The organism is Apilactobacillus timberlakei, from assembly GCF_002993965.1.
Taxonomy (GTDB): domain Bacteria; phylum Bacillota; class Bacilli; order Lactobacillales; family Lactobacillaceae; genus Apilactobacillus; species Apilactobacillus timberlakei.
The window spans coordinates 1-20,201 of the sequence record NZ_POST01000007.1 but is presented as its reverse complement, the minus strand read 5'-3'; the positions used below and the strand labels follow the sequence as shown (position 1 = coordinate 20,201).

Sequence of the window (20,201 nt, the reverse complement as noted above, 5' to 3'; positions counted from 1 at the left end):
AACTCCTGTTTAAATTCCTTACTAAAAATGTCTGAGCATATAGCACTTTCTATATCATTACAGCACAATTCTACTTCTCTTAGGCAATATTTAGCTTTACTAAATTTATGCTCATCTATACACTTTTGAAAGGCATATAACATCCCTTCCTGGTAAATATTATGAGAATATGGACTGCATGAATCTGAGCAAAATGGCTTATCATCTGGATGCTCACGATTGAAATGTTTAGTATATCGTCTTAGCTTAGAAGTTATTGATTTTATAATTTTCACAATCCATAACGCTCCATGCCATACTTTATAGTATTTTCTATAACATTACTTAAATGTGAAATTGTATTAGCCAAAAATACCACACTACTTTTATATACAATGAGTATCAGCATAGATGGAATATTATTACTTTTAACTTCATTATATTTTTTAATAATTATATTTTTATCAGTCAAATGTTTAAATCTATCTATGGCATCTTCTATGTGCAAAAGTCCCATGCTAGTATTTTCTGGAGCAGTTTGCCTATCTATTACAAGGCAATCAAAATTATCCAGTTCTCGTTGCATAGTTCTTAACGCTTTTGTTTGTTGTTCTATTTCTGCAATAATTATCATCCCCCGTTAGTGTATTCTATTGGATCGCCCATGTGTACCTCGTACTTTTTACGCAATCTTCCCAGGTGTAACCTCCTGGACAAATCCTCATCAATTCTTACGCCTGTTAATAAATATCTATCTAAAAATGTCTTAATCCCAATATTATGTTGTAATGAGTGATGCTTAACACATAGCGGTAACACTGTATATCCGATATGAACCATTTTCTTACGATTGGCTCCCATCCCAATAGCGTGTACGTGTGCGATCTGCATTTTTTGCCCGCATATACAACATTTTTTATTATTTAAGCAATTTATTTCCCAGCCATAACTACCCTTTGCAATATCTAAGGCACGACTAGCAAACTCAACATCCCACTCTAAGCAGAAATTAACTAGATAATCTATAAAGTCATTGGCAGTCGTTACGGTGCAATTACTTAGTGAAAACATTTTATGGCCATTATGCTTACAAAAATCTTGTTTAAGGGATGCTTTTATATCTTCTAGCTTAGTTTTAAAAGACTTAGCAATCGAGTTTAATAAGGCATATACCTTTCTTTGCTGCTTATAACTAATTACCCTTTTATCGTCAAAGTCAATTCCCAGGTAATTACCTACATTGTTTTTAAAAAGGTTAGATTCGTGTATATCAATATCATCTAATTTAAGAACTATGGTATTTTCCTCATAGTTAAATGCTTTAATTTCGCCAAAATATTTCATTATATTTGATCTGCTGGAATCTGGTTGTCAACTACATAATTAGCATAGGCGGTAGCGTGATTTTCAAAGCCTCCGCCGAACTGCTGGCCACGTTTTGCTAAAATGCTAACTGCTTGATTATGGTTTACTTCCCAGGCGAGCTTAGGGTTCGGATTGGTGTACATTCTCTTGTTTTGATAGTGTACATAGTTCTTATTTTTAGCTTCATCATAGAAATAAACCACAAAATCACTTTTATTATTCGTCATAGCTAAGCTCCTCCTTATCATTGTTTATCTTTATAGTGAGTTCGTTTATACCGGCAAGATATAATGTAAAGCCTAATCTGTTTATAATATTATTCAGCTTAGTAGCTTCACCCCTTTGCTCAACTCGATACATTGAGGGAGGATTACACGTTGCTAAGTAACCTAAACGTACTGATAAATCCAAGCATTCATTGCTGTTTAAAATAACCTCATCAGCGTATGGATCTAAAAATTTATCTAGTGCTTTATTACTATTTTTCGGCTTGATAAGTCTGTATTTATTATAATCATCAAAGTATTGTGTGTATCCAAAGTGTGAAGCTGCTAACTGTTTTATGTGTTCTAACTGCATAACACGATCTAATTTCAAATTAAAATCCCTCTCTAACGATTCCATCTGAGCCGTAGTTTATATTTAAAATAACTTCATCAGACTGATGATTCTCTTGAACTTCATTAGCTTTCTTAATAATCTGATCAAAGTTTTCTTCTGAATCTGCATAACCATTAATATTAATCTTCATTTTGATTACTCCTTTTAAATCCTATTTTGTTTTCTTGCTTTTTATTATTAACTTCAATGTTCACGTTAATATCCATCCCACTAGCTAAAGGCATAGATTGCAATTCGTTAACTATTTCTTTAGCTTCTTTAATGTTGCTAGTATCAGCATTAATGTTTAATCTCATTGTTAAAGCTCCTAGTTAATCTATATTTATAATGTCTATGAGTATTCTTTTTATGTTTATGCTCTGATATAAGTAGGACAACGGCTGAGTATATAAATATCAACCAGCACAAGTTGGCTAGATCTATTACGTTAAATAGATTAATGCCTATTAATTTAAACGGCAGCCAAACATCTAAAACTACACATCCTATTATCGATATTTGTTTTTCAACAGTTGCATATAAAAAGATTTTGGTGTTTATAAATGGCTTTTTCATTTCCTTTGCTCATTGCTCAACTTTCTTCTCTGTAATTCCCGCATCACTTTATAATTATTTAAAATGTGTATAGCCTGTTCGATATATTTGTAATTTAAACTGATACCAGGTGAACTCATGCAATCATCTACATAATTTTCTAATGATTTTACTGACCTATTAGTATAATTAACGGCCTTAACTAATCTGATAACTTGAATAAGTCGCTCATCAAATCTATCAAAATTAAATCCTGAATCAGTTAAATAATCAATATAATCTTCAATATCTGATACTTTTAAATACTTTTTAATTATCATCCCTAAGTTCTCCTAGCCTCCTTATAAGCCTAATATTCTTTTATCAGCAGTCGCTGATGTAAATTTAATAACTTGCTCTTTAGGATTAGCAGTAACTCCTTTAAGCACTCTACTGATAATTTTTCCGTTGTAAGTGGCGTTTAATTTCTCGCTATCCATATTGGTAGTTATGATCGTGCTTTTACGTGAGCGTTTACGCAATACCTCATATAAAGGCTGCTGGATATAATCTTTAGCTTCTACATAACGGCTCTGCATAGTAGCCTCACTCCCTAAATCATCAAGTACCAATAAATCGACCTTAGATAAACGAGATATAACTTCGGGAGCCGTAAAGCCATTATCTTTATTACTCCAGCTATCTCTTATCTTGAAAAATAAATCATCGGTATTTATAAACATACAAGTAATTTTTCCCTGGGATTTTTCATTAACTGCTTTTAGAATGCTTAAGGCTAGATGTGATTTGCCTCGACCAGGTGGTCCCGACAAAATTAAGTTAAATTTAGCATCTTCTAAAAATTTTTTAGCTGATAATTTAGCAATTTTTAAATTATTGGCTGATTCATCATCGTTAGGCTTAAAAGTGCTAAAACTAGCATCTTTTAAATCATCATCGGGTATCAAGCTATCCTTAGTAAGCACACCATAAGACTTACGGCGTTCAATTCGACTTACTGAGCTTTTAACGATGTTATTGCTACGAGCGTTAATCGCCTCTTGCTGGCATTGCTCACAAACTGTATGAGGCTTAGGCAAGTCAAAAACGACTTTATGGCAGTTATGTTTCTCGCAAATCTCATCGCTAGGATGTTGATACTTATTTAAAAAGTTCTTAAATTGATTAGAAGTAGTCAAACCCTTCATAACTACCTACCTCCTTCTTTTTACTATTGTTTGAGTTACTATTACCATATGAGTTATTACGACTGTTCTCGTGCTTAGCATTTTGTTTCTTAGCATCTTCAATCGTTTTTACACCGTTCTCATCCCATGCCTTAAAAATAGCTTTTAAGTATTTATGAGAACCCATCTTGCTAACATTATTTCTAGCAGCGATTTTAATTGCATATTTAACCAGGTCATTACCTAAATCATCAATCCAACTAATTAAATCTTGTTGAACTATTGCATTAGGAAACGTCCAAACTCTTTGGTATTCTTCAAGCGCTCCATAAGATTTTGGATCATCACTACTACTTAGTTCTTTGTTACTTAAGTACTTAGTACCTTTAGTACTTTGTAGTTTGCGATTATCCGATTTGGGTTTATCCGACTTAGGATTATCCGATTTGCGATTTTCTAAAAACGGGGCTTCGTTAAGTATCCAATCATAAGAGGAAAACTTACCCCTTTGGTCTCTTTTTTGAACTCTTTTTATAAATCCTGCTGATTCTAGTTCCTCAATTCCACTTCTTAAGGCCGATTTCCCATCTTTAGAATGACTGGCTAATTCATCTTCATAAAATTCCCAATTATCTGGGTTATGCCACATAAAGCCAAAAATACCCATAGCTTTCCAAGTCAAAGTATTCACATCAGAATGTTGGTCTGATTCATATATATCGTTTTTGATATGGGTAAAATGACTATCACGATCTTTATATACCTTTACCATGTTAATTCCCCCTTAAGGGTTACTATTGATTTTTGCATTTATTATCCCTTTAACTTACATAATGACGTTTCAGCAAGAACTAAGTTTAAAATTTCTTTTAATAAGTCCTGGCGACTAAATTTGTCATCCAGCAAACTAGCTGGAATAACTAACTTAGATACGTCATAGTGGTTACATAGTTTAGTGGCCACTTTTGTAATGAACTCTTTTTTATGTTCTTTGTAATTTACATCCCACAATATCGAGGGATGCTTATTATTTTCTATAATATTTATGTTCACACCTTCGTTCTTTTTTCGGAACTAATACCAAATATTAATCAATATCATCTTGGCTAACATTTAAAATTTTAGCAATTTTTTGCATTTCTCTATATCTAAAAGCATGTTTCCCTCTAATTTTTAAGCTGATATTGTTTCTGCTGATTCCAGTTTTTCTTGACAATTCAGCTTGCGTTACATTTTTCTTTTTTAGAATCATCATCAGCTTGTAATATGGTCTTTCTTTGATTGAACACATGAATATTACCCCTTTCTTTTTGTTCCTAATGCGGAACAATATTACAACTAACAATGTATAATATTAATTCCCCATTGTCAATTAATTTGTAATTAAAATTAATGATGTTTTTTCATATTCGGAACAAAAATAAAATTAATTAAATTATTTAAAACCTTTTTATAGGTCTATTTATAAGTGTTTTAGATATTAAAATTATATTTTTACGCTTTTAAATGTTGCACTTTCGGAACACAGCGAGTACAATTACATTTGTTCGTTAGGAGGTGATGAAAATGACCTTTGGCGAGAAAATAAAACATTTAAGGCAACTTAATAGTTGGACTATGAACGACTTCATTCAAAGATTTAATGATGAAAATCAAACAAAAGTAAGTCGTGGGCGTCTTAGTATGTGGGAAAACGACTTAAATGACCCTAGCTTTCGAGTTGTCCAAAGTATAGCCAGAATGTTTAACATTAGTGTTGACTACTTCGGGGATGATGCAAAATCCCTAAGCAAGTATCGCAAAGATGATTCAGGTGCTAATGAGTTGATGAGCATTTATAGCGATCTAGTACCTAGACGGAAAAAATCGTTACTAGAATATGCTCGCACCCAACATAACGAACAACAAAAATAAATATCATTTTATTTTTAAGAGCGATTAAAAATCGTTCTTTTTTATTTTATTATGATACATATAAGTAAAGTATTAATAACTTATAAATAAATTAAATAACTATCTGTATCTTAACTGGTATATGATTATTGTAAATGGCTTTTGACAAAACAACTCTTAACTTATGTTTTTTTACAACCTAAAGTATGTATTTGTATTAAAATGTAGTTATAGGAGTGAAAACACATGAAAAGCAAGCACTTAAAAATAGATCTTAAGAAACGTAGAAAAGATTTAGGCATGACCCAGGCAGAATTGGCCAAAAAATTGCATGTGGCAGTTGCTACGGTCCAAAAATGGGAAAAGAGGCAATCGAATATAGGCTCTAATTATTTGTTGCCATACGCTAAATCAATTCACTTAGATCCAATGGAAATAATCGACCCAAACGGCGAATTTGACCATGTAGGAGATGAACACAGAATTGATAGTGTAGATAGCATAAATAATATAAAAAGCATATGTATGGACTTAGAAAGTAAACAAGTAAATCATGTTTTTAATTTTGCTAAAGTACAATTAGCAGATCAAAAGAATGTCCGTATAACTCATGAGGATTTAAAAGCTAAGTATGGAGATTATGATTTAAAAATACAAATGTTAGTCCATGATGATAGTACAGTAGAACTTTTAAACGAAAACACAGAATTTTTTCAAGAATTTAGTGGTAAAATTCCTCAAACGTATTCGCAATGTATGCAATTTAAGACAAGTTCTGTAATGGGTTTTGGATTCGACCAAATTGTTTTTCTTAGAAAAGCACACATTGAACTAATGTATTCAGGAATACCGGTAATAGCTAAGAAAAAAGCTAAAGGTGGTAAAGAAATAGCTAAGATTTTTAAATTTAGATACATTCATAAAACTACCTACTTGATACCCTTAACATCTGATGCATCGCAAAAAGATGAAAGCGAATTAGGAGAAAAAGAAAATAAGTATATATGGCATGATTCAGACGGTTGGGAAGTAACAGATTTAATTAATCAGCCAGCTTTCTAAACATTAAAAAAAGCCGTGGTTTTAATCACAGCTTTTTTAATAAAATTATTTAATTTTGTTTGATGATATTTGGCTTACGTTTCCACCCATAAAAGTAAATCCTGTTGCATCGCCCTTTGTACTAGTAATATACATAGCTTCTTTCATAGCCATGTTACCACTACCAGCTTCACTTTCAGAACTTGGTGTACCTAGCTTACTAATAACATCTTTATAAGATGTTCCACTTTTAATTGTTTTAACTTTGGATTGATCCAAAGGTTTCATTTGGTTTAAATCAAGATTAGCATAGCTCTTAGTCATAGCTTTACCATCATTAAAACCAACATTTACATTTTTAGCTTTAAAAGATGTATTTAATTTGTCCCAAGTATAAGTCACCATCTTTTTACCATTTGTTTCTGATGTTGTAACCCTTGAAGGCTTACCCAAAATATTTTTAACAGTCTTTTCATTATCTCCCCCACTATTATCCATCATGGAACTTAATTTAATAGCTTGATAATGGTTCATAGTAACTTTACTATTGTTAACAACTTTAGAACTAGAACTTGAATTATTGCTACCCTTTTTATCATTACTGTTACCACAAGCACTAATAGTTAATGCTAATAATGAGATTGTTGCAATTGAAACTAATTTTTTCATAGTATGTATGTACTCCTTTAAATTTTATAACTATATAATTATATCTATTTTAGAAATAAATGACCACCCTTCCCGTGTTAAAAAATAGATAAATAACATTATTAGTCATATATAATAATTATAAAAAGGGAATGCTATTGTTTAGCATTCCCTTTTTTATAGCCTTTGTGATGTTTTGTATACAAGTATACTTTTATAACAAGTTTATTTTTATAACTATTATACTTGTATACAAGTACTAATTTTTTAGTATATTGAAACGTTTTTTATAATCGCTACTAGAGTGTTCTAAATAAAAATCTATCAACATTTGAAGAGTTACATAATTGTATTGCTTTTCGTCTAAATTTTTAATGATATTTAAGTTATCATAAACATCCTTAGGCATTTTCATAGTCTTCACTTTTTGACTTTTACCAGTGTTTTTTATTTTTAATTTAGATTCTTTTGAATGTTTTTTAGGTTTTACAGCTCCCGGTTGAAAATCTGAATTTATTTGATCCATTTTACTTTTTGCGTTCATAGCACACCATCCTTTTCTATTTTATACATTCTTAATAGCATTTCATCTGTTATATCAGAATATTTACTTAAAACTCTTCTTTCAAAAATATCGTTATTACTGATTCCTAAAACAGGATATCTTTCTATTCTAGGCATAGTATCTACTATATTCTTAAAAACATACTTTTCGCCAAAATATTCTTTAGCTTGCTTTAACATGGTTTTATCTACCCAGTTTCTTTTATTATATAAGCTTGGAATCATACCCAGTATTTTATTGTCAATTCCATAGTTATCATGTAATTCAGCTATGGTGTCTGTATAATCATCTGCACCATCAAATCCACCTTGCTGAGTTTGAAATGATATTAATATATAATCAGAAGCTAAAAGCCCATTGTCATTCATAGAACTATCATATGGTGGGGTGTCCAAAATAATAACATCATAATCTTTTTTCAAAGGTTCTAACAATTTAGCAAATATATGATCTGCCTCATTAGTTCCGTAACTATCTCTAACCTTAGTATAAACATCGTTAGAAAAATCCTTTAAATCTTTATAACTAGGTAATAAATCAAGATTATCAGTAATAGACATTGCTAAATTATCAAAACTGCCTTCTTTAATACCATCCATAACAGTTTTATTAATATCATTATCTGCATCTGGATTAGCTTGCTTCTTAGTTTTTAGAAGAATCTTTGTTGCACTTGCTTGCTGATCAATATCGGCTAGTAAAGTTTTGACACCTCTTTTAGCAAGTGTATAAGCAATCAAACATGAATTAATAGTTTTGCTAACTCCACCTTTTTGATTACCAACAATAATCGTTGTAGCTTTTTTACTATTCTTTAAATCTGATAAAACTTCTTGTATATTAGCTTCATCATTGGTCATATAATCACTCCTAACTTAATTACAATCACAATTATAACACCACTAAGTATAAAAGTATACTTTTATACTTAGTTCACTTTTATAACTATTATACTTTTACTACAAGTTTATATTTACTCTTAATATACTTTTATAAAAGTAACGTAATTATACTATGAAAAATACAGGCTTTACTTTTCATAGCTATATGGGTTATTATTAAAAATATAAGTTACTAACCAATATAAATTATAAAAAAAGACATAGAAAAAAGAGCGTTGATAAGAAGTTATTGGAAGTAACAACTTATCAGCTAACAAGTACTCCAACTACTTGCTCGCCTTTACGCTCTTTCATCTAATTTATAATTGTAATTAAGTTAGCTGGTTATTCGTAGTAACCAACGATTTAACTATAATTATAGACCATAAAATGAAAGAGTTCAATGTATAATACATATTTAAAGGGTGCAAGTTTAATTACTTGTACCCTTTTTTCTATCTCGAAATTAAAGGGGATAGACTAATGAAATTAACTTTTGAAAAAAGCAAAACAAAACAACAAGGAATTTATGTATCATATAGAGCATTGCAATTTAAGGATTTAAAATTAATAGACAAAATGATTTATTCGGTACTAGAGGATAGAATGAAATCATCAATTAAGAGAATGAATTTCTATGATATTGATAGATGCGATTATTATGTAGTATATGAACAAGATAAAATGGCTGATTTTTTAGGAGTCCATCCTAATACGGTTTTCAATTCACTTAAAAAACTTAATAATTTAGGTTATATAGATCGAGTAGAACAACAATACTCAGCAGATAAAATTTTCATGCCTCTTTCCGTACTCACAAAATTTGTGGGTACCTTCTCACAAAATTTGTTAGCTAATCACTTTATTAAGCCACTATCTAAAAACACAATAGGAACATCTGTAACAGTAAATGGAACTTACGGTCAAAATAAAAAAGAAAATAAAAAGAATGAACAAAAACAACAATCTGATAATTCAAAAGACAATGGTTTTAATATTGATGGAGATAAAAATAAAATCACTTTTAAAGACCGAGATATTAAAAACATGCTTTTAATGGGACTAAGAAATAGAGGAATGAGTCATGATCTAGCATACACTTTAGATAAATATTCTGAGAACTCTAATGTAATGTATAAGTACGCCGGTTTAATTTTTAAAACTAAAGATTCTTCTAAGAAAAAATATAAAGCAAAAGGCTATATTGAAGCTGCGGATGCATTAACCTTTGAACATAACGAAGGATTATCAGATTCAATAAGACAAGCATTCTTAAATGCTGTTATATCAATACATGTTCGTAAAGATATTAAAAACAAAGAGGCCTATATGGCAAGAGCATTATACACATGTTTCGATAATGAAGTAGCTGATATTATAACGGGTATAGACAACCCAATGAGAAACTATGAAGTAGACGGCTTTAATATTCCAATTATGAAATTAGACAGATAAAAAATATAAATAAATGCTATAATAGTGGTGGTTAAAACAACTATGCTTTTTCGACATACAACACCACTATTAGTTTAGTGGTGTTTTTTATTGCACAAAAAAAGAGGCTACCCCTAAGGATAGCCTCAATAAAGAATTATTTAACTTGTTTAATAAAATCAGCATTGGCACTAACATAATAACCATCTTTGGTTTGAATACGGTAGATATTGCCATATTTGACTAGCTTACCCGTAAAGACTGAGCCTTTAGCATAATTGTATTCAGTACGGTTTTGTTGGTCAAAAACTGCTGAATTGTAAACATTTAAGTGATCAGTCAAAACTAAGAAATTACTACCACTAGCAAGATAATTATTATTAGGCTTAGGAGTTTCTTTCTTAGGTTTAGCTGGGGCTTTATATTTAAAGCGTTTACCCATTAAAGTTCCGTCAAAGTCATAACTACCATCTACGCCTAAACGCTTATAATTATCGGTAAATTGCCATGCGGTAGAGTTATCTACATTCGGTTGACTAGAGCCATAACTGGCTACCCAAATATTCTTATCGTTTAATTTAGCATAATTTACTCGGCCAGCATTAAACCATGAACTGCTAGAGTAAGTTACTCGGCATACATAGCCGGCTTTTTTAAGTTCATTTAAGAAAATATTAACGCCAGCAGTATTATATTGAGGCAATGAGTAAGGATCTTCCACATCAATAGCTAAGGGTGTATCTTTATCCATGCCAAAGGCCTTAACCCACTTTAAAAAATATTGTGCTTCGGCTAGAGGTTGACCTTGATAATAGTGATATAAACCAACTGATTGAACACCAACTTTAAAAGCATTAGTAACTTGTTGAGCGGCGTTAGGATTTAGGTAGTTCGTGGAATCGGTTAGTTTAACCATAACGCCTTTAACACCATTATTTTTTAAGGTGTGTAAGTATGCTAATGTTTTATCTTGATAACTGGATATATCGGCCACAATATCATAATTTTTTGTTTTTGCCATAATTAGCCACCTTCCTTATTTATCTGGAGTCATGTTATCTAGTTGTTCTGGAGTTAAATCTTCGGGATTACCAGTAGTTACTGGTTGTTTATCATTTAACCAGCCTTGATTTTTGCAATAGTGATAAGCAAAATCTATGATATGAGCAGCATTATTGCGGCTGATTTTGATTTTATGAGCCACTGCCCAGTTATATAACATATCTACCGCTTTAGCTCTACGGTCTGCGTTAGCCAGCCCAGTCATGTTAGCGATAGGAATAACAATTTGTTTGGCTTTATCAGATACAACTTTCATTTGTTTATCTAATTTAGCATTGTGAAGATACTTGTATAGTTGAGTTAATACAAATACGGTTAATACTACATAGTAAAGTGGTGTGCCTTTGTCTAGTTGTGATAATAATACTGTTAAATCCATAATTAATTAATTAATCTCCTTAAAATTTATTTTTCTGGTTTAGAATCATCAAAGAACTTGTCTAGTATATCTTGGAGCTTTCCAGTAAAGATGCCCATTTGGTGCATATTTTCTAATATGCTTAACGCTTCATAACCCACTAGGGCAACTGCGAACATATCAGAAACATCAAAACCAACGTTTATCTTCATGTAATTTACCAACATATCATCTAGGCCATTAGCTACAATGATTCCCGTTATACTTAATAATTTGATATAAATACCTTTTAAATATGTGCGGGATCTAAGGTGCGACTTCATGGCACTTCTAACGGTTCCTAAGAGTGTATCTAGCATGACCATGATTAAGTACCAACGCACGATATGAAGCCCGTTATCATCAAAAAGGTACATCAACATTCCGTGGATAATGTGCATAAAAATAGGACATCAACTATTAATTAGTTGGTGTCCTTGTTCCACCCCCGTTTTCTGCGGGGGTTTCTTTATTTCTACTTTGTAAAATATCATCATAATCTTCTTGTTTGATGAAACCAGCATTTAAACAATCTTTTAAGCTATTATCCGTAAATAAATTAGGATTTTGTACTATAAAATCTCTAAACATTGTTATTACCTCCATTTTTAGCTAATTGAGCAATTAATTGAGCATTAATTTGTTTTTGCTCTAAATTAGTTTTTTGTTGTTGTGCTAGTTGGCTAATCAAATTAGCACTAAAAATTTTATTTTGTGCTAACTCGCCAATCATATTAGCATAATTTTGTTGTAAGTCTTTATTGCCATCATTCATACTTAATAATATGGCCAGTCCTTTGCCCATATCAGAATTTATTTTTTCATAGCTTTCATCATCAGCTTTCTTAGTAACCCAATACGTTAATATATCATTATTCATTTGAACACTTTTAAGGGACAGGTACTCATCTCTTTGTGGCATATTAATAAAATCTAGTTTATATTCCATTTGAGTTACACCTCCTAGTAAAATACGGGGCTGGTAAACATTCCCGTAGGCACTCCATTAGCATCTAAAGCCTCTGCGTATATAAACACATGCCATCCATTTTGACCTTTTAAATAGTAACCAGATCGACTTGAAACATAATTGCTGCCACCACTTATGGCTTGAATTTTAACGTCCACAAGAGTTACTTCACTACCATCAATCGTTACTTGTTGGTCATAAACTAATCCTTTGCTTTGATTAATTGAGTAGGCAGAACTTTTATGAGTTTGAAAAACATACAGTTTAATGCCACCTAAAGTAGAATTTTGAAAATTATTAGTAGCATTGACATAATAATTTTGTGTCATGTTGCTGCCAGTATTGATGCTAATATCAATATACTTGTTTAAATCTGTAACTACACAAAAGTTTGTAACTTCACTATCATCGCTATTACCAATATCATTAATGGCTTGTGCTTTGACTTGATAATCAGTATTGTCCGTTAAATTAATTGAACCATTTTTTGAAGCGTTAGTAATTATTGACCAGTTAGAATCTGTGGTACTTTTATAGAAAATTGTATAACTTTTAATAGGGCTGCCCCCATCATTTTCTACATTAATTTGATAGCTACATTTTTTCCCATCAATGTTTACATATTTCATATCTATATGTACACCATTGGGTTTTGTAGCTGTTAAAACAGTTTTATTTTGATAATAAAGATTACCATTTCTACTTGATAACTCCAGAGCGTTAAAATCTTTAGTATCCAATTTATCATCTAATTTTGGTTGAATATCTTTTTGAATCGTTTCTCTAATCTTAGATACCGCTTGATCTACATAATGAATTGAAGCATTAGAAGTTTGCTCTAAATTAACATTCATATTCTTACTATCGGTGCTTATGATAGAAATAAGCAGCTTTAAGCCATCAAAGATATTACTTGAAACCGCTGGAATAACTACTGGACTATCAGATATGGTAATTGAATGTAAAAATACATTTCCATCGGCATCTTTACCGTATAAACCAGCCGCTCGGACTAAATAACCATCTTTATAATCGCTATTATCAAATACGGTTTGAATCGCACTAATGGATTTTTCGTTAGTATCATAGTCGGTAAGATGGCCACTATTTATTTCATTAGGTAAAGTGGTTAAATTCTTTAAATCTTCGACTTTATAACCTGTTAAATCGGCATCAGTTGAAACGGCTTTAAAGATTTCAAACTGCGTTTTACCAATAGAGGCTTTATTAGAAATATCAAAGCCTTTATTCGTAAGCACGGTGTTTCTAAAAGTTTTATAAGTCATTCGTTTTCTCTCCCTTCTACATAGTCACTATGAGCTATTAATTCGGTGTTATTGGCCACGCCTAAGTAGTTATTAAACTGGCTTTGAGCATTTTGATAACGATAAATGATTTTTAATAAATGTGATGGTACATAACGATTTAGTACATCATTTAAGCGGTTAATATCACTAATCGTAACTTTGTCAGATTCAACTACCGCTTTATAAATTGAATTGATAGCATCTACACTTGAATCTACCTCTAAGTTCATTGTGGTTAATAACTTTTTAAAATATTTAAAAGTTATTGGTTGCGGCGGTAGAAGTCTAATTAATACTTGGTAACGTCTATCATCTAATGATTTAGATGAATCGATAGGAATACCATATTGACTTTCTAGGGTACTGATACCGTCCGCATCAGTTTTAGAAACAAATAAATTAATTAGCTGGCGTGATAAGTAATTGTCAAAATCATTAAATGATTTATCTTCAACTTTGGCCAGTTGCTCAAACTCATAAACATCTTTATAGAAGTCTGGTTGTAAATCACTAATCATTTATAATCACATCCTTCAAATTAGGTAATTGTGAAATTTCATTAGTAAACGTTAAATCCACATCAGTATCTTCTCCATTTAACTTAGGCATCTCAGCATTAACTACATGTTCAAGTTGCAAGATAGCCGCCATAATTTGCGATCTATAAACGGTCAAAGAATATTTAAAGTTAGTATCTTTTGACCAATTTTTGCGTAAATTATTAAAATAATTTTGAGTGGCTGATTTGATTTCATTGTTCAAAATATCAAGTCCAATCTTGCCATCGGTAGTAACTTTGATATTTACAGTTACATCAAAAAGTTCTGTTGTAACCACGGTTACTTGATGGCCAATAGGAGCAAGCCCATAACCTAAACCGCTCTCATCTGGTGGGTCTACTGTTACTTTAACTTCATTCAAAAGCGTATCAGTAGCGGGGTTCAAGTTATTGTCCAAAATAACCAGTTTAACAGTTCCTCCACCTTGCCAGGCAGAATAAATTTGTACTGCTCCCACATCTTTAATATTGGCCATCATCGCTTTATAATCATTAACATTCCCACCATAGTTAATATATGAGTTGGGACTTAGCAACCTTGCTCTTAAGCTCTCATCATCTTCGGCATCCCTAGCGGGAGCATATACTTCGGTAATTTCAGCCCATGAGATACTATCATTATTGGTAACTGGTAAAATCTGGCCAATATAACCATTAGGAGTTGTCCCTGGTGTCTCCGCTTGTAGTAGATAGTTTCCATCAGCTTTTTTATCAATTACGCTATAAAAAATGCTATCTTGGCCCATACTGGCAAACCTATCGCCAATATCGATATTAGTAACAATGTTCTTGTTATCATCAATTATTCGGGCAGTAGCTTTGGCATTTGTAGCGGCTTCTCGACTGGTTCCTTTGTCCTGAGCGTGCCAATCTAAAAATTCTCCCGTAGATGTTGAGATATAAGATTGTTTAATATAGTTGATTAGATCTTTAGATCGCTCAGCTTGTAAAGTAGCTGCGGGAGCGATTGCATCATAAATGATTGAGCCGGGGCGCTTATCTACATCATCAGAAACATCGCTTAACATTTGATTTAAAAAGTAATCAAAGTCCTTATTTTCTAAGTCTTTAATTAAGTCTAGTGGATTAATTGCTATCAACTCCTTTCTCAATGTTTATTTGGCCGAAAATAGTATCAACGGTGGCACTAATTAAAATGGAATCTTGGCTAGTTTTTTCAACACTATCCACGGTTACATCTTCCACCCGATCATCAGCTTTCAACGCTTCTTCAATCATGCGTTCAGCCTCCACCTGGATATATTCAAAATCTTTCGAGATTAAATCGTTTAAATCATGGCCATAATTTTCGTCATAGATAGGATAAACAAAACGCTCAGTCTGCATTATTTTATCAATGGCTTGTACCATTGCCTCATAATCGTCAATAGTGGCTAAAATACGCCCATTTTTGACTTTGTACGTCTTACTGGGTAAGGTTTCCTCCGAATAATCATCCCCCAGCTCATCGCCAGCATCTACGTTTTGATTTTCTTCGTTTTCGTCCATTAATTTACCCCCTAACTATTTTCATCTTTTAAAGCCTCATCGCTTAATTTTTCAAATACATAAAATTGCTGGCCACCATCTAACCTAAACATGGCCACTTTATCATCAGCATTTAAGCCTTGCTTTAAAGTGATTTCTTTAGTACTACCATCCAAAATAATATTTTCTTTATGATCCACCACGTTACGGCCTAAAACTAAAAAAGCAGCATTTAAGGTAATCTTTTCAGATAATTGTATCTGCAAAGGATTAGCCTTAACTACTGTTCCGTATACGATATCCGCATATTCGTTATTATGGCCGCCACGCTGTTCTAATTCTTCTACTAACCATCTACCAGCAATCGCCATAATTACACCTTCATTTCTAAATCAACAGTATAAGCATCCCCAAAGTTATGAGTTGCTTTAGCAATCGAATACCTTTTTGTACCGATTCCAACTTGTCTTAAATCGTTGATTTTAACGGTTACTGAGTTGCCGGCCATGAGATATACATTCCCAATCGCAGTTAATTTTAAAGTGTTGGTCTGCTTATTTTTTTGTTTAAGCAGATTATTAGCTTGTTGTTTCAGTTGCGCAGTATTAGCTTTTGACGTTACTTGCTTAACATAAATCAACTTACCCCAACTATCGATAGTGCTTCCTTCGGCAGTAGTAGCAGACATCTTTTTGGGTCCCTTAGTTGTAACTGTTTTAGTAGTCTGCTTCTTTTTACCTTTTTTAGTAGTTTTAACGGTAGTTACTTTCTTTTTCCCTTTAGTGGTTGAACTTTTGACCAGTTTAACCACGTTAGCGGCTTGGTCAATGCTACGTGATAATGTGTAATCAGTTACTAAGGATTTATCGCCAATAATCATTTTTAATTGATAATGCGGATATTTTCTTAGTTCAATCATCCCGTAATTATCTCTTAAAAAATAATGACCATCGCCAGCTCGTCTGGTGGAATCGATACCACTTTGCAACATTGAAAAATAACTTTTGTTATCTGCTAGTTCAGCTTTTAACTTATGTTGAGGCATGGAGATAACTTTATGTGGTAATTCTAGGTAGCCGCATATAGTATTAAATCGTTGGCCTAAATTATTAGTAGGAAAAACCATGCTATCGTTTGATTTGAAGTAACGTAGACCATCATAAGCAGTTATTGAGTAAGTAGCCCCTTGCTTAAAATCATACTTAAATACATAGCCTTTAAATATTTTGTGGCTATCCCATTCAAACATAACGATATCTCCGTTATGGATAGCAAAGCCATCGTTTACTTCGATTAAATCAAAAGTAAGCTCGCCAGCAGCGTAGTTCATATCATTACTATACTTAACATTAGTAACTAGGCTTTTAACGTTCCAGGCTTGATTTTGAGTGCGCCGTTTAATTATGAATTTAGTTATCATATAAAAGCTCCTTTGGAAACCCAACCCATTGCAACACCGCCCGTAGTTACAACATAGTAAGGATGCTTAGCATTGCTAGAAACCAAAGTAATATTACATTCACGTTTACGGATCATAACACCATGTATAGCATTTTTAGTTAAGTAAGCCATCCCGTTGACCAGGACTTTTGAACCACGGTTAATTTTATGTTGCGGTTTGCTCCGGCGTTGGCCATGTTTAGCAATCTTATTGTTTTTCCTACCGTGTTTTTTACCGATTCTCTCTGCTTTAATTTTTCGATATTCAGTAAAATCAAGCTCATAAGTGTACTCGTTATTTACACCGTTAGACATGCCATAAGTAAAGTTAATAGTTGCCTTCATTGAAAATTTAAAACCAGTAATGACTAGGCGGCAAGGCTTTTTACTGGCTTGAATATTTTTTAAAAAGGTTATATAGCTACTAGCATTTTTCCACTTATGTTTTTTTCTAACGGTGGTATAACTAACTTTTGAACTATCTAACGGCAAAAAAGAAGATATTTTTATAGATTTTAACTTCTTATCTCCCAGGCGATTAATTTCGCCTAAACCAATCACTTTAGAAGTAGATTCATCGTTTTCAAAATTAACTTTAATTTCTGATGGAGATACCGGTAAAGCCACCGTTTTATTACGGTGGTTTGTAATGTAAACATTCACATTCATTAATTGCTTAATCTTCCTTCCTTAATTGCTTTTAATTGTGGCTCGATTGCTGCTAGTAATTTCTCGCCGTCATATTCAGCGTTACCATTACTACTAATCTGGATTGCTCCATTTTCAAATACAATCGAACGATCACTTTTAGAGTTATCAGTATTGGAACTGTTAGATACCTGGCTATTATCGTTGTTATTGCTAGATAATCCCAAGCTTTGTCTTACATCGGGGTTACTGGTTAACTGGTTGGTATCTTTGATGTTGTTATCTTGCATTTGTCCGTTAACATCAATCGCACCATTAGCCTTTAGCTTACTCATCCCGCTAATCAATCCATATAATGATGTTTTAGCTCGGTCAAACCCGTTAGCTAATAAATCTCCCGGATTAGAACCATTTAAGCCACCCATAGCAATATCAGGTGTAGCCATTTGAGTGTTAGCTAGGTTTTCGGTCATACCGTTAACATTGTTCTTAACATCGCCAAACCCGTTAGTTAATCCATCATTTAAACCATTCATAATAAGGTTACCAGCAGGAGTTAATAGCTTTTTATCATATGATAATGGCCCTTTATGGGCTTTTATCCACCCAGCAATTCCACCAACGAAACTCTTAACGCCTTCAAAGGCGGACTTGATACCATTTAAAAATCCATTGATTATGGCACTACCAGCACCAACTAACGCACCACCAAAACCTTGTGCAATTCCTACGGCTCCTTGAATACCGCCTCGAACTACACCAGGAATACTGGACACGGTGCCTCGAATGGTGTTGACCATACCGTTAAAAATCCCACCTAATGTGGATGCTAGGTTTTGCGCTCCGCCAGCTACGGCAGTTAAACCAGCACCAACCATCGTTAGGGCTGCGCCTAATAACATTAAAGCCCCCGCAACCGCAGTTATACCCACGGCAAGGACTAAGCCAGCCGCTCCGGTTACAACCATCGCAACTGATAAAATCAGCAGCCCCGCACTAAAAATAGTGATTCCAACGATAGAAGCAGCCGCTAAAGCACTAAAAACTAAAATGGCTGCACCTAGTGCTATAATTCCTACGCTGGCCATCAAGCCATATTGTGCAATCGTTGGTAATGCACCAGCTAACATAGTCATCCCAGCCGATACGATCCATATTGCACCGGCAATTAATAGTAGCGCTACACCAAAAATAGTGAATCCAACCGCACCAGCAATCATCGCAGTTCCAACAGTAGCGACCACTATACCTAAAGCGGCAACTAGGGCAATCATCCCGGCAAATACCGCAACGGCACCCCAACCAGCATTAGATAATTGGATAGCAGCTTGTGCAAGGATGTAAAAACCAACTCCCACGGCAATTACTGCTACACCAACTAAAATTAGTGCTGCCCCGAACTTAATCCATTGACCAGCTCCACCACCTGGTGGTTCTGGAGCTTTAGGTGTTTTAGGCATGGTAGGAGTTTTTGGTGTCTTAGGGGCTTTATTAAACAATCCCATAAAACCTTTAAAGGATTTATAGGCCTTCATTGCACCATTTAAAACTCCAATCGCAATCGCAACGCCAATAATTCCTTTAGCAAGAGCATTCGCAGTTTTAGGATTAGTCTTATTCATGATATTTAAGAAGGCAATTACTGATGTAAACACTAAGCCCTTCAAACCAAACTTAAGCGCCACAAATGCTAGTGCTAACGTTTTAATAATTGTTGGATCAATACGGCTTATATTATCAGCTAAAGCTCCAACGGTTTTAGCAAGTCCCCCAATCGCTCCCCCGGATATACTGCCCAGGGTCTTAAAAGCAGCGAATGGGTCTTTACCACTACCGGCCATTGATTTACTCATGCTTGATAAGTCTTGCTTAACGGTGCCAATCGTTGACCTTATGGCACTAACTGCACCAGTATTATTAAAGCCCGCAAAGAAGTCGCTCACGGCTCCTTTTGCATAATTAAAGCCATCTACAATGGTGTTGATAGTGCCTTGTAGAACTGGCGTTATTTTATTTGCGGCTTGGTCAAAATTAAGGTCTCCGACTTTATCAATTAATCCACTAATAGCCTTAATCCCAACTTTTCCGACCTTGTCAAAAGCTGGTTGCAACTGGTTCGCTACGGTTTCTCGTAGTCCATCCATTGCTTGGCCAACTGTTTTATAGTGAGTGGCCATCTGCGTAAAAGATTTATTTGTACCAG

At 33.3% G+C, this 20,201-nt stretch carries 30 protein-coding genes; 3 read left to right on the top strand and 27 right to left on the bottom strand.

Going from position 1 to position 20,201, the window contains the following annotated elements:
- Nucleotides 1-271: 271 nt before the first annotated feature.
- The 11 genes from C7N71_RS07260 to C7N71_RS07220 all read right to left on the bottom strand — a co-directional run bounded on the left by C7N71_RS07260 (nt 272) and on the right by C7N71_RS07220 (nt 4,956).
- Nucleotides 272-613, bottom strand: coding sequence for a hypothetical protein (locus C7N71_RS07260; RefSeq protein WP_105988431.1), 342 nt, complete (start codon nt 611-613; stop codon nt 272-274).
- The gene (locus C7N71_RS07255) at nt 610-1,323 is read right to left on the bottom strand and encodes a putative HNHc nuclease (RefSeq protein ID WP_105988430.1); all 714 of its coding nucleotides are present in this window, start codon (nt 1,321-1,323) and stop codon (nt 610-612) included. The genes C7N71_RS07260 and C7N71_RS07255 overlap by 4 nt, the downstream gene beginning before the upstream one ends.
- Complete coding sequence (locus C7N71_RS07250; RefSeq protein ID WP_105988429.1) at nt 1,323-1,571, bottom strand: hypothetical protein; 249 nt, start codon at nt 1,569-1,571, stop codon at nt 1,323-1,325. Before C7N71_RS07250 ends, C7N71_RS07255 begins: the two co-directional genes overlap by 1 nt.
- Nucleotides 1,561-1,941 (bottom strand): hypothetical protein, encoded by a 381-nt coding sequence (locus tag C7N71_RS07245; RefSeq protein ID WP_105988428.1) that lies wholly within the window; start codon nt 1,939-1,941, stop codon nt 1,561-1,563. The genes C7N71_RS07250 and C7N71_RS07245 overlap by 11 nt, the downstream gene beginning before the upstream one ends.
- Nucleotide 1,942: 1 nt before the next feature.
- A complete protein-coding gene (locus C7N71_RS08105; RefSeq protein ID WP_157944384.1) occupies nt 1,943-2,095 on the bottom strand; it encodes a hypothetical protein in 153 nt (50 codons plus the stop codon).
- Nucleotides 2,085-2,261, bottom strand: coding sequence for a hypothetical protein (locus C7N71_RS08100; RefSeq protein WP_157944383.1), 177 nt, complete (start codon nt 2,259-2,261; stop codon nt 2,085-2,087). The genes C7N71_RS08105 and C7N71_RS08100 overlap by 11 nt, the downstream gene beginning before the upstream one ends.
- A gap of 255 nt (nt 2,262-2,516) precedes the next feature.
- Complete coding sequence (locus C7N71_RS07235; RefSeq protein WP_105988426.1) at nt 2,517-2,819, bottom strand: hypothetical protein; 303 nt, start codon at nt 2,817-2,819, stop codon at nt 2,517-2,519.
- Nucleotides 2,820-2,840: 21 nt separating this feature from the next.
- Nucleotides 2,841-3,686 carry an ATP-binding protein gene (locus C7N71_RS07230; RefSeq protein ID WP_105988425.1) on the bottom strand — a complete coding sequence of 282 codons (846 nt, stop codon included), beginning with the start codon at nt 3,684-3,686 and terminating at the stop codon, nt 2,841-2,843.
- Nucleotides 3,664-4,437, bottom strand: coding sequence for a DnaD domain-containing protein (locus tag C7N71_RS07225; protein ID WP_105988424.1), 774 nt, complete (start codon nt 4,435-4,437; stop codon nt 3,664-3,666). Before C7N71_RS07225 ends, C7N71_RS07230 begins: the two co-directional genes overlap by 23 nt.
- Nucleotides 4,438-4,478: 41 nt before the next feature.
- On the bottom strand, nt 4,479-4,718 hold the full coding sequence (locus tag C7N71_RS08095; RefSeq protein WP_140921761.1) for a hypothetical protein: 240 nt from the start codon (nt 4,716-4,718) through the stop codon (nt 4,479-4,481).
- Between the two features lie 34 nt (nt 4,719-4,752).
- A complete protein-coding gene (locus C7N71_RS07220; RefSeq protein ID WP_105988423.1) occupies nt 4,753-4,956 on the bottom strand; it encodes a helix-turn-helix domain-containing protein in 204 nt (67 codons plus the stop codon).
- A 275-nt stretch (nt 4,957-5,231) separates the two neighbouring features.
- Here C7N71_RS07220 and C7N71_RS07215 point away from each other — a divergent pair, with 275 nt between their 5' ends.
- Both C7N71_RS07215 and C7N71_RS07210 read left to right on the top strand, forming a co-directional pair.
- Nucleotides 5,232-5,579 (top strand): helix-turn-helix domain-containing protein, encoded by a 348-nt coding sequence (locus C7N71_RS07215; protein WP_157944382.1) that lies wholly within the window; start codon nt 5,232-5,234, stop codon nt 5,577-5,579.
- A 225-nt stretch (nt 5,580-5,804) separates the two neighbouring features.
- Complete coding sequence (locus C7N71_RS07210; RefSeq protein WP_105988421.1) at nt 5,805-6,620, top strand: helix-turn-helix domain-containing protein; 816 nt, start codon at nt 5,805-5,807, stop codon at nt 6,618-6,620.
- Nucleotides 6,621-6,665: 45 nt separating this feature from the next.
- Here the strand turns inward: C7N71_RS07210 and C7N71_RS07205 are convergent, their stop codons facing one another.
- The 3 genes from C7N71_RS07205 to C7N71_RS07195 form a co-directional block, all read right to left on the bottom strand.
- Complete coding sequence (locus C7N71_RS07205) at nt 6,666-7,268, bottom strand: DUF3862 domain-containing protein (RefSeq protein WP_105988420.1); 603 nt, start codon at nt 7,266-7,268, stop codon at nt 6,666-6,668.
- Between the two features lie 238 nt (nt 7,269-7,506).
- The gene (locus tag C7N71_RS07200) at nt 7,507-7,791 is read right to left on the bottom strand and encodes a hypothetical protein (protein WP_105988419.1); all 285 of its coding nucleotides are present in this window, start codon (nt 7,789-7,791) and stop codon (nt 7,507-7,509) included.
- Entirely contained in the window at nt 7,788-8,672 is an 885-nt protein-coding gene (locus C7N71_RS07195; protein WP_105988418.1) for a ParA family protein, read from the bottom strand. Before C7N71_RS07195 ends, C7N71_RS07200 begins: the two co-directional genes overlap by 4 nt.
- Nucleotides 8,673-9,176: 504 nt before the next feature.
- Between C7N71_RS07195 and C7N71_RS07190 the strand changes: the two genes are divergently transcribed.
- Nucleotides 9,177-10,148 carry a hypothetical protein gene (locus C7N71_RS07190; protein ID WP_105988417.1) on the top strand — a complete coding sequence of 324 codons (972 nt, stop codon included), beginning with the start codon at nt 9,177-9,179 and terminating at the stop codon, nt 10,146-10,148.
- Nucleotides 10,149-10,284: 136 nt separating this feature from the next.
- Here C7N71_RS07190 and C7N71_RS07185 read toward each other — a convergent pair whose 3' ends face one another.
- From C7N71_RS07185 to C7N71_RS07130, 13 genes are all read right to left on the bottom strand, one after another.
- The gene (locus C7N71_RS07185) at nt 10,285-11,148 is read right to left on the bottom strand and encodes a GH25 family lysozyme (protein ID WP_105988416.1); all 864 of its coding nucleotides are present in this window, start codon (nt 11,146-11,148) and stop codon (nt 10,285-10,287) included.
- 15 nt (nt 11,149-11,163) lie between these two features.
- Nucleotides 11,164-11,568: a hypothetical protein gene (locus C7N71_RS07180; RefSeq protein WP_105988415.1), complete on the bottom strand. Its 405-nt coding sequence runs from the start codon at nt 11,566-11,568 to the stop codon at nt 11,164-11,166.
- 26 nt (nt 11,569-11,594) lie between these two features.
- Nucleotides 11,595-11,969: a phage holin family protein gene (locus C7N71_RS07175; protein ID WP_225361904.1), complete on the bottom strand. Its 375-nt coding sequence runs from the start codon at nt 11,967-11,969 to the stop codon at nt 11,595-11,597.
- A gap of 37 nt (nt 11,970-12,006) precedes the next feature.
- Nucleotides 12,007-12,177 (bottom strand): hypothetical protein, encoded by a 171-nt coding sequence (locus C7N71_RS08090; RefSeq protein ID WP_157944381.1) that lies wholly within the window; start codon nt 12,175-12,177, stop codon nt 12,007-12,009.
- Entirely contained in the window at nt 12,170-12,535 is a 366-nt protein-coding gene (locus tag C7N71_RS07170; protein WP_105988413.1) for a hypothetical protein, read from the bottom strand. Before C7N71_RS07170 ends, C7N71_RS08090 begins: the two co-directional genes overlap by 8 nt.
- A gap of 14 nt (nt 12,536-12,549) precedes the next feature.
- A complete protein-coding gene (locus C7N71_RS07165; protein WP_105988412.1) occupies nt 12,550-13,842 on the bottom strand; it encodes a fibronectin type III domain-containing protein in 1,293 nt (430 codons plus the stop codon).
- Nucleotides 13,839-14,381 (bottom strand): putative phage tail protein, encoded by a 543-nt coding sequence (locus C7N71_RS07160; protein ID WP_105988411.1) that lies wholly within the window; start codon nt 14,379-14,381, stop codon nt 13,839-13,841. The genes C7N71_RS07165 and C7N71_RS07160 overlap by 4 nt, the downstream gene beginning before the upstream one ends.
- On the bottom strand, nt 14,374-15,522 hold the full coding sequence (locus tag C7N71_RS07155; protein ID WP_225361903.1) for a baseplate J/gp47 family protein: 1,149 nt from the start codon (nt 15,520-15,522) through the stop codon (nt 14,374-14,376). The genes C7N71_RS07160 and C7N71_RS07155 overlap by 8 nt, the downstream gene beginning before the upstream one ends.
- A complete protein-coding gene (locus tag C7N71_RS07150) occupies nt 15,509-15,931 on the bottom strand; it encodes a DUF2634 domain-containing protein (protein WP_105988410.1) in 423 nt (140 codons plus the stop codon). Before C7N71_RS07150 ends, C7N71_RS07155 begins: the two co-directional genes overlap by 14 nt.
- An 11-nt stretch (nt 15,932-15,942) precedes the next feature.
- Nucleotides 15,943-16,281 (bottom strand): DUF2577 domain-containing protein, encoded by a 339-nt coding sequence (locus C7N71_RS07145; protein ID WP_105988409.1) that lies wholly within the window; start codon nt 16,279-16,281, stop codon nt 15,943-15,945.
- 2 nt (nt 16,282-16,283) lie between these two features.
- Entirely contained in the window at nt 16,284-17,330 is a 1,047-nt protein-coding gene (locus tag C7N71_RS07140) for an XkdQ/YqbQ family protein (protein ID WP_105988408.1), read from the bottom strand.
- Complete coding sequence (locus C7N71_RS07135; RefSeq protein WP_105988407.1) at nt 17,327-18,019, bottom strand: hypothetical protein; 693 nt, start codon at nt 18,017-18,019, stop codon at nt 17,327-17,329. The genes C7N71_RS07140 and C7N71_RS07135 overlap by 4 nt, the downstream gene beginning before the upstream one ends.
- On the bottom strand, nt 18,019-20,201 hold a 2,183-nt coding region (locus C7N71_RS07130; protein ID WP_105988406.1), incomplete at its 5' end, for a phage tail protein. The genes C7N71_RS07130 and C7N71_RS07135, both read right to left, overlap by 1 nt.

Bases quoted from the DNA above. Each gene is read 5' to 3' on its own strand.
- C7N71_RS07160 (WP_105988411.1), bottom strand. From the start codon at position 14,381: ATGATTAGTGATTTACAACCAGACTTCTATAAAGATGTTTATGAGTTT.
- C7N71_RS07220 (WP_105988423.1), bottom strand. From the start codon at position 4,956: ATGTGTTCAATCAAAGAAAGACCATATTACAAGCTGATGATGATTCTA.
- C7N71_RS07210 (WP_105988421.1), top strand. From the start codon at position 5,805: ATGAAAAGCAAGCACTTAAAAATAGATCTTAAGAAACGTAGAAAAGAT.
- C7N71_RS07215 (WP_157944382.1), top strand. From the start codon at position 5,232: ATGACCTTTGGCGAGAAAATAAAACATTTAAGGCAACTTAATAGTTGG.
- C7N71_RS07200 (WP_105988419.1), bottom strand. From the start codon at position 7,791: ATGAACGCAAAAAGTAAAATGGATCAAATAAATTCAGATTTTCAACCG.
- C7N71_RS07135 (WP_105988407.1), bottom strand. From the start codon at position 18,019: ATGAATGTGAATGTTTACATTACAAACCACCGTAATAAAACGGTGGCT.
- C7N71_RS07145 (WP_105988409.1), bottom strand. From the start codon at position 16,281: ATGGCGATTGCTGGTAGATGGTTAGTAGAAGAATTAGAACAGCGTGGC.
- C7N71_RS07190 (WP_105988417.1), top strand. From the start codon at position 9,177: ATGAAATTAACTTTTGAAAAAAGCAAAACAAAACAACAAGGAATTTAT.
- C7N71_RS07170 (WP_105988413.1), bottom strand. From the start codon at position 12,535: ATGGAATATAAACTAGATTTTATTAATATGCCACAAAGAGATGAGTAC.
- C7N71_RS07150 (WP_105988410.1), bottom strand. From the start codon at position 15,931: ATGGACGAAAACGAAGAAAATCAAAACGTAGATGCTGGCGATGAGCTG.
- C7N71_RS07175 (WP_225361904.1), bottom strand. From the start codon at position 11,969: ATGTTGATGTACCTTTTTGATGATAACGGGCTTCATATCGTGCGTTGG.
- C7N71_RS07180 (WP_105988415.1), bottom strand. From the start codon at position 11,568: ATGGATTTAACAGTATTATTATCACAACTAGACAAAGGCACACCACTT.
- C7N71_RS08090 (WP_157944381.1), bottom strand. From the start codon at position 12,177: ATGTTTAGAGATTTTATAGTACAAAATCCTAATTTATTTACGGATAAT.
- C7N71_RS07205 (WP_105988420.1), bottom strand. From the start codon at position 7,268: ATGAAAAAATTAGTTTCAATTGCAACAATCTCATTATTAGCATTAACT.
- C7N71_RS07185 (WP_105988416.1), bottom strand. From the start codon at position 11,148: ATGGCAAAAACAAAAAATTATGATATTGTGGCCGATATATCCAGTTAT.
- C7N71_RS07165 (WP_105988412.1), bottom strand. From the start codon at position 13,842: ATGACTTATAAAACTTTTAGAAACACCGTGCTTACGAATAAAGGCTTT.
- C7N71_RS07230 (WP_105988425.1), bottom strand. From the start codon at position 3,686: ATGAAGGGTTTGACTACTTCTAATCAATTTAAGAACTTTTTAAATAAG.
- C7N71_RS07140 (WP_105988408.1), bottom strand. From the start codon at position 17,330: ATGATAACTAAATTCATAATTAAACGGCGCACTCAAAATCAAGCCTGG.
- C7N71_RS07255 (WP_105988430.1), bottom strand. From the start codon at position 1,323: ATGAAATATTTTGGCGAAATTAAAGCATTTAACTATGAGGAAAATACC.
- C7N71_RS08100 (WP_157944383.1), bottom strand. From the start codon at position 2,261: ATGAGATTAAACATTAATGCTGATACTAGCAACATTAAAGAAGCTAAA.
- C7N71_RS07260 (WP_105988431.1), bottom strand. From the start codon at position 613: ATGATAATTATTGCAGAAATAGAACAACAAACAAAAGCGTTAAGAACT.
- C7N71_RS07195 (WP_105988418.1), bottom strand. From the start codon at position 8,672: ATGACCAATGATGAAGCTAATATACAAGAAGTTTTATCAGATTTAAAG.
- C7N71_RS07235 (WP_105988426.1), bottom strand. From the start codon at position 2,819: ATGATAATTAAAAAGTATTTAAAAGTATCAGATATTGAAGATTATATT.
- C7N71_RS07250 (WP_105988429.1), bottom strand. From the start codon at position 1,571: ATGACGAATAATAAAAGTGATTTTGTGGTTTATTTCTATGATGAAGCT.
- C7N71_RS08105 (WP_157944384.1), bottom strand. From the start codon at position 2,095: ATGAAGATTAATATTAATGGTTATGCAGATTCAGAAGAAAACTTTGAT.
- C7N71_RS07225 (WP_105988424.1), bottom strand. From the start codon at position 4,437: ATGGTAAAGGTATATAAAGATCGTGATAGTCATTTTACCCATATCAAA.